This is a genomic window from Leclercia sp. TB492, assembly GCF_049974505.2.
In the GTDB taxonomy this organism is placed as follows: Bacteria; Pseudomonadota; Gammaproteobacteria; order Enterobacterales; family Enterobacteriaceae; genus Enterobacter; species Enterobacter adecarboxylatus_C.
On record NZ_CM127572.1, the window covers coordinates 2031568 to 2045617 of the forward strand.

14 protein-coding genes and 1 pseudogene are annotated in these 14050 nt (G+C 50.5%); 7 read left to right on the forward strand and 8 right to left on the reverse strand.

Annotated features, from left to right (window positions below; genetic code table 11):
- Nucleotides 1–67: 67 nt before the first annotated feature.
- Nucleotides 68–691, reverse strand: coding sequence for a glutathione S-transferase family protein (locus tag ACP4QI_RS09560; RefSeq protein ID WP_426494793.1), 624 nt, complete (start codon nucleotides 689–691; stop codon nucleotides 68–70).
- Between the two features lie 152 nt (nucleotides 692–843).
- On the opposite strand from ACP4QI_RS09560, the gene ACP4QI_RS09565 reads away from it, so the two are divergent.
- Both ACP4QI_RS09565 and ACP4QI_RS09570 read left to right on the forward strand, forming a co-directional pair.
- A complete protein-coding gene (locus ACP4QI_RS09565; RefSeq protein WP_231312469.1) occupies nucleotides 844–1365 on the forward strand; it encodes a hypothetical protein in 522 nt (173 codons plus the stop codon).
- A gap of 135 nt (nucleotides 1366–1500) precedes the next feature.
- A complete protein-coding gene (locus tag ACP4QI_RS09570) occupies nucleotides 1501–1896 on the forward strand; it encodes an Imm63 family immunity protein (protein ID WP_285110896.1) in 396 nt (131 codons plus the stop codon).
- Nucleotides 1897–2038: 142 nt separating this feature from the next.
- Here the strand turns inward: ACP4QI_RS09570 and ACP4QI_RS09575 are convergent, their stop codons facing one another.
- The 5 genes from ACP4QI_RS09575 to ACP4QI_RS09595 all read right to left on the reverse strand — a co-directional run bounded on the left by ACP4QI_RS09575 (nucleotide 2039) and on the right by ACP4QI_RS09595 (nucleotide 8217).
- The gene (locus tag ACP4QI_RS09575) at nucleotides 2039–3394 is read right to left on the reverse strand and encodes a carbohydrate porin (protein WP_426494792.1); all 1356 of its coding nucleotides are present in this window, start codon (nucleotides 3392–3394) and stop codon (nucleotides 2039–2041) included.
- An 83-nt stretch (nucleotides 3395–3477) separates the two neighbouring features.
- The gene (locus ACP4QI_RS09580; protein WP_285127803.1) at nucleotides 3478–4905 is read right to left on the reverse strand and encodes a glycoside hydrolase family 32 protein; all 1428 of its coding nucleotides are present in this window, start codon (nucleotides 4903–4905) and stop codon (nucleotides 3478–3480) included.
- A gap of 187 nt (nucleotides 4906–5092) precedes the next feature.
- The gene (locus ACP4QI_RS09585; protein ID WP_142489319.1) at nucleotides 5093–5347 is read right to left on the reverse strand and encodes a SemiSWEET transporter; all 255 of its coding nucleotides are present in this window, start codon (nucleotides 5345–5347) and stop codon (nucleotides 5093–5095) included.
- 2 nt (nucleotides 5348–5349) lie between these two features.
- On the reverse strand, nucleotides 5350–6777 hold the full coding sequence (gene melB, locus ACP4QI_RS09590; protein ID WP_426494791.1) for a melibiose:sodium transporter MelB: 1428 nt from the start codon (nucleotides 6775–6777) through the stop codon (nucleotides 5350–5352).
- 84 nt (nucleotides 6778–6861) lie between these two features.
- Nucleotides 6862–8217, reverse strand: a complete 1356-nt coding sequence (locus ACP4QI_RS09595; protein ID WP_426494790.1) for an alpha-glucosidase/alpha-galactosidase — start codon at nucleotides 8215–8217, stop codon at nucleotides 6862–6864.
- Nucleotides 8218–8489: 272 nt separating this feature from the next.
- On the opposite strand from ACP4QI_RS09595, the gene melR reads away from it, so the two are divergent.
- From melR to ACP4QI_RS09615, 4 genes and pseudogenes are all read left to right on the forward strand, one after another.
- Nucleotides 8490–9416: a transcriptional regulator MelR gene (gene melR, locus ACP4QI_RS09600; RefSeq protein ID WP_142489322.1), complete on the forward strand. Its 927-nt coding sequence runs from the start codon at nucleotides 8490–8492 to the stop codon at nucleotides 9414–9416.
- Nucleotides 9417–10036: 620 nt separating this feature from the next.
- Nucleotides 10037–10234 carry an Arm DNA-binding domain-containing protein gene (locus ACP4QI_RS09605; protein WP_426494789.1) on the forward strand — a complete coding sequence of 66 codons (198 nt, stop codon included), beginning with the start codon at nucleotides 10037–10039 and terminating at the stop codon, nucleotides 10232–10234.
- Between the two features lie 97 nt (nucleotides 10235–10331).
- Nucleotides 10332–10495 (forward strand): annotated as a pseudogene (locus tag ACP4QI_RS09610) (IS3 family transposase); the annotation flags it as partial.
- On the forward strand, nucleotides 10470–11087 hold the full coding sequence (locus ACP4QI_RS09615; protein WP_426494788.1) for an SDR family NAD(P)-dependent oxidoreductase: 618 nt from the start codon (nucleotides 10470–10472) through the stop codon (nucleotides 11085–11087). The pseudogene ACP4QI_RS09610 and the gene ACP4QI_RS09615, both read left to right, overlap by 26 nt.
- A gap of 162 nt (nucleotides 11088–11249) precedes the next feature.
- Here the strand turns inward: ACP4QI_RS09615 and ACP4QI_RS09620 are convergent, their stop codons facing one another.
- Nucleotides 11250–12425 carry an MFS transporter gene (locus ACP4QI_RS09620; protein WP_426494787.1) on the reverse strand — a complete coding sequence of 392 codons (1176 nt, stop codon included), beginning with the start codon at nucleotides 12423–12425 and terminating at the stop codon, nucleotides 11250–11252.
- Nucleotides 12426–12508: 83 nt separating this feature from the next.
- Between ACP4QI_RS09620 and ACP4QI_RS09625 the strand changes: the two genes are divergently transcribed.
- The gene (locus ACP4QI_RS09625) at nucleotides 12509–13009 is read left to right on the forward strand and encodes an Lrp/AsnC family transcriptional regulator (protein WP_426494786.1); all 501 of its coding nucleotides are present in this window, start codon (nucleotides 12509–12511) and stop codon (nucleotides 13007–13009) included.
- A gap of 79 nt (nucleotides 13010–13088) precedes the next feature.
- On the opposite strand, the gene ACP4QI_RS09630 is transcribed toward ACP4QI_RS09625, so the two are convergent.
- The gene (locus ACP4QI_RS09630; protein ID WP_426494785.1) at nucleotides 13089–13970 is read right to left on the reverse strand and encodes a LysR family transcriptional regulator; all 882 of its coding nucleotides are present in this window, start codon (nucleotides 13968–13970) and stop codon (nucleotides 13089–13091) included.
- Nucleotides 13971–14050 lie beyond the last annotated feature (80 nt).

The window sequence follows — 14050 nt, forward strand, 5'->3', positions numbered from 1 at the left end:
TGGATTGAGTAATTAATTAAAATAACCTTGATAAGAAAGTGATTATTAAGCATCGGACACAGCAGGCTCACATCATTCCATTATTGCCGTGGCGTAAAAACGCCGGGCGTCGGTTTAAACGGTCAAACCAGGCCTCGATGGCGGGCACATCCGGATGATCGAAGGGCGTCATCTTCCAGCGGTTTACTGACAGCCCCAGCACCACATCGGCGAGGGTAAAGGTCTCGCCCGCCACCCAGGCCCCGGTGCGTTGCAGCTGCTGCTCAAGGATCGCGATATGGTGATTCCACTCTTTAATCCCGGCCGCTATCCGCGCGGGATCGTTAAAGTCCGGGTTTTTGCGCCCCAGGGCCGGGAAGACGTAGCGCCAGGCGTTGTTGAACTCGGTCGCCTGCCAGTCCATCCAGCGCTCGACGTTGGCGCAGGCCTGCGGATCCGTGGGGAGCAGATCGTCGCGCCCGGCTTTACGCGCCAGATAACGGCAGATCGCATTGGATTCCCACAGCACAAAATCGCCTTCGATCAGCACCGGTACCATGGCGTTCGGGTTGAGCGCGCGGAAGGCGTCCGTTTCCGTCGAGGTAAAGCCACTGCCGTAGTCTTCCTGAAGATAGTCCAGACCCGTTTCTTCGCAGGTCCAGAGCACTTTGCGCACGTTAATGGAGGTGGTTTTGCCGAGGATTTTTAGCATGGTGCAGATGTCCTTTGTCGGGTGAGTTAACAACAATACAGCAGTTATGCAGGGAGCTTAGGGCAAATTCTGGTGGGGAAGTGGTGACGTGCGGTAAGTAATGATTTATGCAATAGTTGAAACACAATGGAAGTATTAGGAAAGGAGTAACTGTGAAAAAAGTGTTGGGATTATTATTTGTCTTATTGCTGGCAGGCTGTTCCACCCCCGGTAAACCCGCTTTCTTTTATACCTGGACGCAGTACCGTACGGGGATTGATATCAACCTCCCTAAAGAGCCTAAATATAATGACTCCTTTCATGGGACGTTACGCCAGGACGATGATGGCGAATATGCCCTGATTGTGATCTATAACGGCGGCAACGTTGTAAGCCAGTTCGGCTATGTCACCAAAAACACGCTTGAAAGCTGGATTAACCTCTATTCCGGATTCCTGAAATGGGATCCCAAAGATACGGCAGCGACAACCAGATTCACCGTCCCGGATACAGACTCGCTGACGCGCAAAGAGTACGATATTGAATATCGCCTCGTTCAGGGGAAAAAGCTTTTTGTCATCAATAAACACAGCTCTGATGCCCTGTTCACCGATTTCTCCGAGATGTCGATGGATGAGGCGAACGTGGCCAAAGCGCTGGATGTTTATGAAAACCTGAGAACAGTGCTCAGGTAGTCAGGCTGGTTAATTGTCCATGGCGTTGTAAGCTGTTGCCGGTCATTCAGAGCGCAGAGCGGACATCAGCCCCTCGCTCAGAATCCTCTCCGCATTACGCGGGGAGGTTCGCTTAAGGCTAAAAAATAATCAATCATGAAAGATATCGAAGCGTTACGCGCAGAACTTCTCAAAATAGGTGAGCGAATTGGAGGGGGGATAAGGCCCAATTATTACTTCATCATCCCTGACGGACCTGATGGTATGGCAACGCCCTATCTGGAAATTCATGGTCAAGAATATCACTTCATTGTCAATGAAAGAGGTATCGAAATAGCGCGTAAAGTGACGCTGAGTGACGATGAGATTCTTTACTGGTTTGTTGAGTGTGGCGTGGCTGGTTTAGCGGCAAAGTTTGCAGCCTTGCACAGCTCACCGGGCAAGGCATTCAGGGAGGTTTATTTCCGGAAACAATACAGTTTAATGCTTTCCATTAAACCTGAATGGGCAACAAGGAAACGCAAAGAATTTTCAGAAATTCTTAGTGCTTAGATCCACAAATGTCATTACGTTAGTCTGTCTGCGTTAAAAGGACCGTTACCATTGCAAAAGCATCAAACGGCCCTGTGCTACTTATGGGTCATGGCGTGATGAACAGGCTGATTGCAAGGGTACTCCTGTCGCGATAATGCAATTAAAACAGATATTTAAAACGCAGGCGTGCGCCGTAACGTGGTTGGTCATTAGCTTCTTCTTGTGCTGTTGAATTAAGCCAGGAGGTGTAAGCGCCAAGGTAAATATTGAAATTGGGCATATTCATAATATTGGGTAATTGCCAGGAGGTGTGGATAGTATGGATATCGTAATTTCCAGGCGCGAGTATTGCGCATTCGTTATCACACTCACTGTTTAATCCGGATATATTGAATTCGGAAATTTTGTTATGAGCATAAATATAGCCTAACTCAACGCGGTGCCAGAGCGCATTGACCCCTACGCTAAAGTCTTTTTCGTCTTCTGCATTCATATAAGCAGTGCTCATATTAACCACTACACCATCTTGCGGATTTTTTTTCAGGGTATTCCAGTTCATGGTTAAACCATATCCTGTGCGCTCCGATTGATCGTGCCACTTTCCGTCAGGATCTTTATAGCCGTAAGCGTTGTTGACAAGGTTAGTTTCCATAGCAGCCGCCACAGAATAGTCGCCTGAACGCCAGGCAATAACCGGGCGGACGTAAACCACATTTTTTTGATTATCGAGTTCAGTTCCGTGATAACGCTGGTCTACGTAAAGTGAACTGCCATCCTCTACCAGTGTATTCACCTCCAGATACCAGTTATCTGACGTTTTACTGAATAGCAGATTCCCTCCGCTGTTACTGCGGCCACGCGCCTCTTTCATCATGTAGATGTAGCCATAACCGTCGCTATAGAGGTCATTAGCTGTGTTTCCAGAGTACTCGATAAAGGTGTCCTGGTTGAGGGGGAACATATCATAGGCTTCAAAGCGCCCAACCTTAACTAACCAGTCTTGCTGTTGTCCAAAGAAGAACGCTGCATCATCAAGGTTCATTTTCCCATTCATATCCGCCAGCGGTTGGACAGTAAAACCGGCAAACTGGTCATTCGATGAACGTTGTATACCGTCAATGCTTAATAGAATACGTCCATTGATATCCCAGCGTTCTTTATCGCCCGGCGCCCAGTTTTTATTCGCGCTGGTTTTTGCCGATGTTAAACTACCGGTGCGGCTGGCACCATCAAGATTAAACTCCACGTCACCATGGAATTTCAATTCCGCATCTTTATTTAAAGTTAATTTAGGTACGTCTGTTTGCTTTGCTGAATTTGTGTTATTTCCATCTTTCCTGGCTGATGCTTGTTTTAATGCTGCTATTTCTGCCTCTGCGCTATAAGCGCGATTTTCTGCATCCTGTAATCGTTGTTCAAGCACCATAAAGCGCTGTTCAATTGTTAACGGTGTCTGGGAAAAAACGGAGGCCGAGTATAAGCCGGCGCAGAGCACCGATCCGGTTGTTATTTTCATCGAATCAAACCTGTATAATTTTAATGATGCCGACGCGTGACGCCGCAGGATAATTACTACGGCATTTATTTATATTTATTTCTTTATTCCAGATGCCAGGCCCCACACTCCGTGAATTCGGCACGTCCTGACCAGGCAAAGAGACTCAACATGCGTGACTGCGGATATATACGGCTGCTCAGACAGGCTTCGCCGTCATTGACGAAAACTTCCACCGACGAGCTGTCGAAGAATACCCGCAGTTTCAGCGTTGCTGAAGCGGGGAGAGGAATGCTCCGTTGCCCGCAAAGACCAAGCTCCGGATAATTGCGCTCAAGCACCAGCCGTTGTGCCTGGCTATCGACATACAAGCGCATACCGTCCTCCAGCGCAATACCGTATTGTTCTGCATCACAGGCGGCCAGTTCAAACTGCAAAATGACTTCCGTTGTTTCGCAGTGATTCATCACTGGCAACATTTTGTTGCTCAGGGTGCTGACGGGCCAACTGAACCAGTGCTGGCGTAGGTTTTCCAGCTCTCTTACAGGACGCATTTGCAGGCGATTATCGGCAGTGAGTGTCAACTCTCGTGGTAACGTCAGCATGCCTGACCAGCCGTCTTGTTGTTCCGGCATTGGAGATCCCCACATGGCCATCCAGCCCAGAACGATGCGACGGCCATCCGGGGCAAGAAAGCTCTGCGGCGCATAGAAATCGTGTCCGTGGTCCATCTCCCGGAACGCGCTCTGTTGCAAGAAAGGGGCACCCGGTTGCCACTGCCCAACCAGATATCCACTCTGGAATAAGTTACGATTTTCATATCCCTGTGCCGCCATTCCCTGCGGCGAGAACATAAGTATCTGTTTGCCGTTTAGGGTAAATAAGTCCGGGCACTCCCACATAAAGCCCATCTTCTCGTCCGCTTCGGCCAGAACCCCCTCAGCTTGCCAGCTTCGTAAGCACTCTGAACGATAGAGCCTGACCTGCCCGGTATCACCCACGCGCGCGCCGACCACCATGTACCACGCTTCGCCTTCCTGCCACACTTTCGGGTCGCGGAAATGATGCAGTCCCGCAGGAGTGTCAATAACCGTCCCGTGACGCGCAAATTCGATGCCATCTTTGCTGGTTGCCAGACACTGCACCTGGTACAGGTTGTCATCACTGCTCAGATCGCCGTGAAATTTATGGCCGGTATAAATCAATGCCAGTTCATCAGCGTTCACTACCGCAGAACCCGAGAAACAACCATCTTTGTCTTCTGGCCCAACCGGTGCCAGCGCCACCGGCAAATGTTCCCAGTGCAGCATATCGCGGCTGCGCGCATGCCCCCAGTGCATCGGCCCCCATTCCGGGGAGTAAGGATGATGTTGATAAAACGCGTGATACCACCCGTCAAACCAAACCAGCCCGTTGGGGTCATTCATCCAACCCGCTCGCGGAGCAAGATGGTAACGTGGATACCAGCGAATGTTCAGTTGGTCTTGCTTTTCGTTCAGGGCCTTCTCAGCATTGGCAATCAATAACGTCATAACAACTCACTCCTGAATAATTCAAATGGGGGAGGTTGCGATAGCCGCCCGCCGGATAAGGACTTATTGCCTCGTAAAAAGAAAATCGAAAGGATCATGTAGAGTGGATAAGCGATAACGTCATCCGCCTTTTTATCTGTTATTCCAAAGAAAAATTCCGGATGACGCTACGCTTATCTGGCCTGCCTTAGCGCAAGCGGTATTTCATAATTAAGACGGGCAGAGCAAACAGCAATGTCAAAAGATTTGCCGCGCTAATAGCCAAATCGTTAATTAATAGCCCATATAAAAACCACATCATCAGTCCGCAAACGAACATCGCGTACATCAGGCCGGAGATGCCTTGCGTATTGCGTGTGGAAATCACTTTTACCGCCTGGGGCAAGAATGACAATGTTGTCAGGCTTGCCGCTATGTAACCAATTACAGATATCCATTCCATGGTTACGCCTTCGCGTCTGATGGTTTCGTCATGCTGATGCTGGATGATTGCGTTTCTACAGGCGCTGTGGAGTGACGATATTTATCCAACAGGTGGATCTGTATTTTTCTCAGCATATCGCCATTAAGTTTGTAGAGGCGGAAGTAGAAGATCAGGGTGATCAGGAAGAAGAGCGCCGGAAGCGCAATCATGATGAACTGCATACCGGTTACGGTGCTTTCAGACTGCGCAACATTTGGTACGTAACCGATGATGCCAAGTATCAGGGAGATAAAGAATGCAGAAAACGCCGAGCCTCCTTTAACCACCATCGTTTGAACCGAATAGGCAATGCTTTCACACCGAACGTTGAGTTTGTACTCGCCATAATCTACGGTGTCCGCCACCATAATGACCTGTAGCACCCAGAACAAGGCTGTCCCTACGTTCAGCAAAATTCCGGCAAGGGAAATTAACCACACATTGTGATACCCAGCCAGCGCTATCCAGAGCAGCACCCCACCGCCAAAAATCGGTAGCACCGATGCTCCCGCCCACAGTAAGCGGCGTGACAACGCTTTTACGAGTCGCGGGAACAGGATCAGAGTTAACAGGTTTGCCGCCCCCGAATAAGACATGTAGTAGGGGAAGAGGCTGGCGTCACCTATAACGTAGGTGAAGTAATAAATCGCGAACCCCGTAATAATGTTTGCTGCGATGTTGTAAGCCAGCGCCATACCCAGCAGGCAAGAAAGCTGATCGTTTTTATAGATCAATGCCACTATGGCCTTTAAGCTGAGGCGGCTACTGTCTTCGGTTGCATCACTGTCTGACGAGTAGACCTCTTTCACGTTGCGTAACATGATGAGGGTTGAGGCAATGAAGAAGGCTATCAATACAAGCGTAAACATCTGGAAGCCGAAACCTCGGTCTTCGCCGCCGATATAGTTGACGAACGGTAGCGTAACGCCTGCGGTGATAAACCCGGATAAACTGGCAAAGAAACGTGGAAAAGGTACCAACTGTTCGCGTTCACGTTTATCCAGGGTAATGGTGGGTACCATCGACCAGAACGGAATATCCATGATTGTGTAGGTCATGCCCCATAAGATATAGGTTACGCAGACGAACACTACCTGCGTTGTGCCTTCAAACAGATGCGCACTGAACAGTAAAAACAGAACAATCGAGTTGGCTATCGTCCCCACCAGAATCCACGGCTTAAACTTCCCCCAGCGGCTACGGGTACTGTTGACTATCCAGCCCATGATCGGATCGTTGATGGCATCCCAAATCCTTGCGATCAAAAACAGCGTGCCCACCAGGCCTACCGATAAACCGACAACATCGGTGTAGTAATACATCAGATACATGTAAACGATGCCAATAGCGAAATCTTTACCAAACGCCCCAAATCCATAACTGAGTTTTGTTGTAATTGATATGCTCATATAGGGTACCAGGCCACTGTCACCAGTGCCTTCCTTCTGTTATTAGATATGTGAGAAGCCGGGCATGACGCCCGGCGTACTGGGTTATGCGCGATGAAGCCAGGCCGGTAACCAGTCACCGTGTGCTGTAATCAGGTCATCAACCAGGGCATAAATCTCTTCAATTCCGAGGACGGCTGAGGTATGAGGGTCAAGCAGCGTGGCGTGGTAAACGCGGTCGCGATTCTCTGTCAAAATCGCTTCGGTCAGTAAGGTCTGAACATTAACATTGGTTTGCATAAGCGCTGCCAGATGTGAGGGTAGTGTGCCAACACGGGTCGGTTGAATACCGTTGGCATCCACCAGGCACGCTACTTCAACACAGCAGCCCTGCGGCAGGTTATCGATAAGGTTATCGTTGCGCACGTTGCCATAGATAACACTTGGCTCACCCGTCCACAGCGCGTTCATAATGGTGCTGGCATATTCACGTGATGGCTTGATGTCAATGCGTTCTGCCGTTTTGTACTCTTCAAGTTCCTTGCGCCAGTTAGCCAGTTGCTCAACACAACGTTTTGGGTACTCATCTAATGGGACTTTGTAACGCTCAATCAGATCTTCGCGGCCAGGCTTAATAAACCAGGGCGTATATTCTGCAAAGTGCTCAGAAGATTCCGTCACGAAATAGCCCAGCTTTTTGAACATCTCGTAGCGGACGATATTTTCACAGCGCGGATTGCCATGCAGATTGGGCTTCGGCGCTTCGCCACTTTCGTAAGCTCTCAGCAGATCCGGATAAATACTGACGTATTCACCCTGATCATTTTTTTTCTCAAGCGAGAGATAAAATGCCATATGGTTGATACCGGCGCAGCGATAGCGCAAGGACGCCGGGTCGATAGATAAATCACGCGCCAGCTCTTCAGCCGTTCCCTGCACCGAGTGGCACAGCCCCACCTGTTTAATCTGCGGGTAGCGTGCATACATAGCCCAGGTATTCATCGCCATCGGATTCACGTAGTTAAGCATCGTGGCATCCGGACACACTTGCGTCATATCTTCACAAATCTGCCATAAATGCGGGATGGTGCGCAGGGCACGCATAATTCCGCCAGGGCCTAAGGTATCGGCAATAGTTTGTTCCAGGCCGTGCTTTTTACAGACGGCAAAGTCCGTGACGGTACAGGGTTCGTAACCGCCAATCTGGAAAGCAACCACAACGAAATCAGCATCCTGAAGGGCTTGTTTCTGGTCGGTATGGCAGGTGATTTTTCCGCAGGCACCTGCGGAGTCCATCAGTTTACGCACTACAATATGTGACTCTTCCAGACGCGTTTCATCAATATCCATCAGGGCGATATGGGCCGATTTCAGCGCCGGGCGATGAAAAACATCTCCGAGAATGTTTTTAACAAAAATCGTCGAGCCTGCGCCGATAAAGGTAATTTTTGGTGCTGACATTTTCTTTCTCCGTGGCATAAGTAAACCCCGTCAGATTGGCATGTCGTGCACCGGTTCTCCTCCCTCTTCCTTACTTAGCATTCCGGAAAACTCAGATTGGTTTCATCACCCATTTAAATATGAGTTTTCCGGATTTTTTCGTCAGGAAAGCAGATATTCTCGGCTAACAGACTGATAACTGCCCGCTTATATCGCCAAATTTTTCTCATTCTCACAGCCACAGAAAGACTTTTGTGCCAGTATTTCTGACAATTCAGGAAACGGAGAGAACAATGAATATCATCCCAAATAGCCTTCCGCCCGACCCGGATATGTGCAGCAGCACCGATAGCAATACGCGCAGTCCTTTATCGCTTTACTCCGAATACCAACGCATGGATATTGAGCTACGCAGGCCTCAGCATATGGAAGCCTGCCACTGGCACGGGCAGGTCGAGGTGAATGTCCCTTTTGACGGCGACGTAGAATACTTAATCAATAATGAAACGGTGCAGATTAAGCAGGGACATATCACGATATTTTGGGCCTGTACTCCGCATCAGCTCACCCGTCCTGGTGAATGCAAAAATATGGCTATTTTTAGTCTTCCTATGCATCTTTTTCTCTCCTGGCCGCTGGACCGGCAGCTTATCAATCATGTCACCCACGGTACGGTGCTGAAATCCCTGACCGCGCAGCAGCTTAGCCCCTTTGAAGTTCAGCGCTGGCAGGAGGAGATCAGAAGCCCCAACGAGCAAATTCGCCAGTTAGTCATCGATGAAATCTGCCTTATGTTCAAACGTTTTAGCCTGTCAGGTTGGCAGCCGATTCTGGTGAATAAACCCGCCCGTACGCGCAGCAGCGGTAACAATGTGTCACGCCATGCACAATTTTATGTCAGCCAAATGCTGGAGTTTATCGGCAATAATTACGACCAGGCGTTGACCATCGAACAGGTTGCTGAACACGTCAAACTCAATCCGAATTATGCGATGGGGATATTTCAGCGCGTGATGCAGCTCACCATGAAGCAATATATTACTGCGATGCGCATTAACCATGTGCGGGCACTTCTTAGCGATACGGACAAGTCGATTCTGGATATCGCTCTCACCGCAGGGTTCCACTCCAGCAGTAGTTTCTACAGCACATTTAACAAATATGTCGGGATGTCGCCGCATAACTATCGCAAACTGCGCCAGTTAAGGAATGGCTGCTAATTAACCGGGTCGCTTAATAATCATGCGCGTCAGCCCAGTTGTGGAGAGGAAGTACAAGAGGCGTTCGCGCTGAAACAGTTCTGATTGCCTGGCGCTGAATATTGAGTGAAAAGCGGAACTTAAGCCACGCCACAGAGGGCTCAAAAAAAGAGCCCAAAATTCAGCTGCAAGGTTGATAGCCCCCCGTTATTTCAATTTGAAACCGCGCTGTATGACTGTTTCACGTAATTTATTTCTTCCGCCTAAATAATCCATGCTTATCGCGGCTTCAACTACGGATCCAGCCCAGGTTTTGTCACTCATATTCTGGCGCTTACGGAATGTCTTATAGGCGGATTCATATCTTTCAAGCACTTAGCATAGCTTTCTGAGGTTTTCGTGTAGTTGCTGGTTTTGTATTTAATCTTTTGATTATTAAAAATAAGTCTTTTACTCCTTTCACTGAATTTTCCTCGTTATCTGTGTGTTGCAATCACCTCTGTATTGCAGCTTGTATTGCTTTTTAGGGGCTAAAAATGGCAGGCGAGAACAAACTGAGCGACAAGGCGATCAGGGGATATCTGGGTAAAGCCAGAGAAAAATAGGTCACAGTTGCTGATGGGAAAGGGCTCTCAGTTCGTGTGAGTGCGAAGGGGGTTGTCAGTTTTGTATTCTTCTACAGATTGGCTGGTGGGCTAGCTGCTCCTGTCTGGTTCACTTTGGGTAAGTACCCGGACATGTCCCTGAATCAAGCCAGAGAAAAGCGTGATGAATGCCGTGCATGGCTGGCTGACGTGATCCGCGTATTCAGATTAAGATTCAGGCTGAGGAACGCTTAAAGCCAGTAACGTGGAAGATGCGCTTAACTGCTGGTACGAAAATTACTGCAAGATTCGGCGCAAATCACATGCTGTGACTCTAGGCCGCTTTCGAAAACATATCAGCAGGACGGTGTATTTTACCAGCCCGATCTCCGCCGGGATGAGCCCGTGATCCTGGCGCTGACAGAAGCGGCTGAACGTTATCCCCGGTACGGTTTTAAGAAGCTGTTCCAGGTGCTGCGCAGACAGGGTAATGCCTGGAATCACAAGCGCGTGCACTGGCTTTAATGCCTGCAATGCGGGGGATCTGGATGAGGTCGCCGCGATGGTGCAGGAGACCGTCGCCACCTTCGGCCGCCTCGATATCGCTTTCAACAACGCCGGGATCCAGAATGTGCTGGCTGAGATCGCGGATGCGACAGCAGAAGATTTCGACCGCGTCACGGCGGTGAATCTGCGCGGCGTCTGGGGCTGTATGAAGTACGAACTGCAGCAGATGTGTAAGCAGGGCAGCGGCGTGATTGTGAACTGCTCCTCAATCGGCGGGATTGTGGGCGGGGCAGAACGCGCTAACTACCACGCCGCCAAGCATGGCGTGCTTGGCCTGACGAAAAGTGCTGCGCTTGAGTATGCCGCGCGCAACATTCGCGTCAACGCCGTCTGCCCGGGCCTGATCTGGACCCCTATGGTTGATGCCATGGTCGCCTCCGGTCAGAAAGAGGCGCTGGAGGCAATGGTTCAGGGCGTTCCTATGCAGCGTCATGGCAGGGCGGAAGAAATTGCGGATGTCGTGCTTTGGCTCTCCAGCGATGCGTCGTCCTACGTTACAGGCCAGTCCATATCGATTGATGGCGGTCTGACTATGCGTTAATGCAGGGTAGTTCTAATCGTTTCATTACCTTTTATTTTGAAGTGATGCCCTGTTGAACAGGGCTTTTTTATTGGCTTGTTTGCGGATTCATTGTTATGGGTTAACCCATCGACCCGCATTACCCGATTCGTCTGGGCCGCATTATCCAGATGTCAACCAGGGTTAATCAGCCTCCATCTGCAATACATATCCCTTCCGCGCGCTTTGCCACGCCAGCACAGCCAGCCCAAGCGCAATAACCGACAGCAGCGCCCCCGCCCAGTTTGGTGAGGCCAGTCCAAACCCGGCGGCTATGGTGGCGCCGCCTGCCCATGCACCCAGCGCATTACCCAGATTGAACATCCCAATATTGACCGACGCTGCCATCGTAGGCGCGCCCGCCTGGCTGGCGCGATCCATCACCAGCTTCTGAATGGGGGAAACCGTGGCAAAGCCAAACGCTGCCATCAGGAAAACGCAGGTCGCGGCGACAATCTGATTATTCACGCCCATCCAGAAGACCAGCAACACAATCGCTTGTGCTGCAAGGGTAACGAAAAGCGTGCCAAACAGCGAACGGTCCGCGAAGCGTCCCCCCATCCCGTTTCCTACCGCCAGGCCAAGACCAAACAGTACCATCAGCCACGCCACGCCGCTGGCGGAAAAGCCACCTTCCTCGATCATCATGGGCGCGATATAGGTAATGGAGGTGAAAAAGGCCGCCGGACCAAAGACGGTAATGCCCATCACCAGCAGAACCTGAGGATCAACAAAGGCGCGCAGTTCCGTTTTCAGGGCAATGGCCTTGCCTTTTTCGATGCGAGGAACCAGCAGAGCAATGCTGGCAATTGTCAGCAGGCCAATCCCGGCGATAACCCAGAAAACCAGCCGCCAGCTAAAGGTCTGGGCGAGCCAGGTCCCCACCGGAACGCCCAGCAGATTGGCAAGCGTCAGCCCCGAGAACATAAAGGCGATGGCGCTGGCCTGGCGTCCAGGTGCCACCAGCGAGGCTGCGATGATCGAGCCAATACCAAAAAATGCCCCATGGTTGAACGAGGTGATGACCCGGCCTACAACCGCCAGGGTCAGCGTGGGGGCCACCGCCGTCAGGATATTACCGAGGGTGAAAATAAGCGCCAGACCGATCAGCATGGTCTTGCGCGGGATTTTCGCACCCAGAACGGTCATCAGTGGCGCACCAACAAAAACGCCGAGAGCGTAAGACGTCGCCATCAGACCGGCAGAGGGGATGCTGACCTTAAATTCAGCCGCGATCTGCGGAAGGATCCCCGCGATAACGAACTCGGTCAGACCGATCCCGAATGCGCCGACGGCGAGGGCGAAAAGTGCGATGGGCATGTCAACTCCATTAATTGTTGTGTGGTTAATTTTATTAAGTAGAATCTAGTATATTCACGTTTTTATTGTGCTATCGAGGCTATATGAGCGCATTTGATAAAGAAAAAGAAGGTATTAAGCAGGTGAGGCATAAACCGGCGGAAATGGATGCGATCGACCGAAAAATATTAGGCGCGCTGGCAGAAGACGCAGGACGCAGTTACGTGGAGTTGAGCGAGATCGTGCATCTGTCGGCACCGGCGGTTCACGATCGCGTGAAGCGTTTAAAACGTGACGGGGTGATTAAAGGCACCGTAGCGGTACTGGATGGCTGCAAGCTAGGTCGGACGCTGTTAACCTTCCTCGTCATTGATACCAGCAGCTATCAGGCGACCCGGGCGCTACTCCAGTTCACCAGCCGCAAAGAGGTCGAGGAACTGCATACCGTGGCAGGTGACGGCTGCGTGCTGATAAAGGTGAGGGCAGCGGATACCGAATCGCTGGAAAACTTTCTGATGGAGATTCAGAGTGTGGAGGGTGTGCGTTCCGTGCGCAGTTATATTGCGCTGTCGACCTTCCTGGAACGTGGGCCTTCTCCGGATTAAAGCGGCTGGATTGGCAAAACATGTGCATCAGCACATTCCCGTTAGCTCCAGGGTAAACATTTTAGCCGGAGCTTACGGGTCAATTCAGGGATGCCAGCGATGACTTTAATTTCTCCATAAAAGTGCTGACCCGGAGGGGAAGGTAACGTGTGGTAGGGAGAAGGGCCCAGACCGCTAAATCCTGCGGGCTCGCATCAGAGAAATTAATCTCAACAAGCGTACCTTTGCGAAGTTCTTTCATGACATCCCAGCGGGTAAGTTGCGCAATGCCCAGCCCCTGAACACACAGCTCTCTGACCCCTTCAACATTATCTGAGCTGAAACGCCCCTCGACGTTGACCCTGACATCTTCCCCATCACGTTTGAAAATCCACTGAGGCACGCTGCTGAGCCTCAGGCAATTATGCTGCATTAAATCCTCAGCGAAATAAGGGATACCCTTCGCCTTCAGATAATCAGGCGAGGCGCAGACTACACGAGGATTATCAGCAATTTTTCGGGCTATAAGCGTTGAATCCTTTAATGGCGCGATACGTATAGCGACATCGAACCCTTTCCCGACAATATCAATCACATCCTCGCTTAACTGAAGGTCGATGCTCAATTTTGGATTCTCTGCCAGCAGGCCAGAAACAAGAGGCAAAATATTCCGCCGCCCGAACCCTGAAGGCGCAGTGATCCTCAGTAACCCGGTTGCGCCCTGCATGGAGGGAGAAAACAGCGCCCGGGCTCCTGTCTCTGCCTCAATAAGTGCCCGGGCATAGGGCAGAAACTCCATTCCTTCCTGGGTTAACGAAACAGATCGGGTTGTTCTCTGTAAAAGACGCGTACCCAGTTCGTGTTCAAGCGATGCGAGACGTCTTGAAACGGCCATTGCGGAAATGCCCTGCCGTTTTGCCGCCTGGGTAAGGCTATGCGTTTCGGTGATAACGAGAAAGAGTGAAACATCCTGCAAATTCATAGCGGCTCCGGTATCTGAATCAGCGCAAATGTTATGGATCGGCCATCAGGATTATAACGATAATCGTTATACAACCTTAT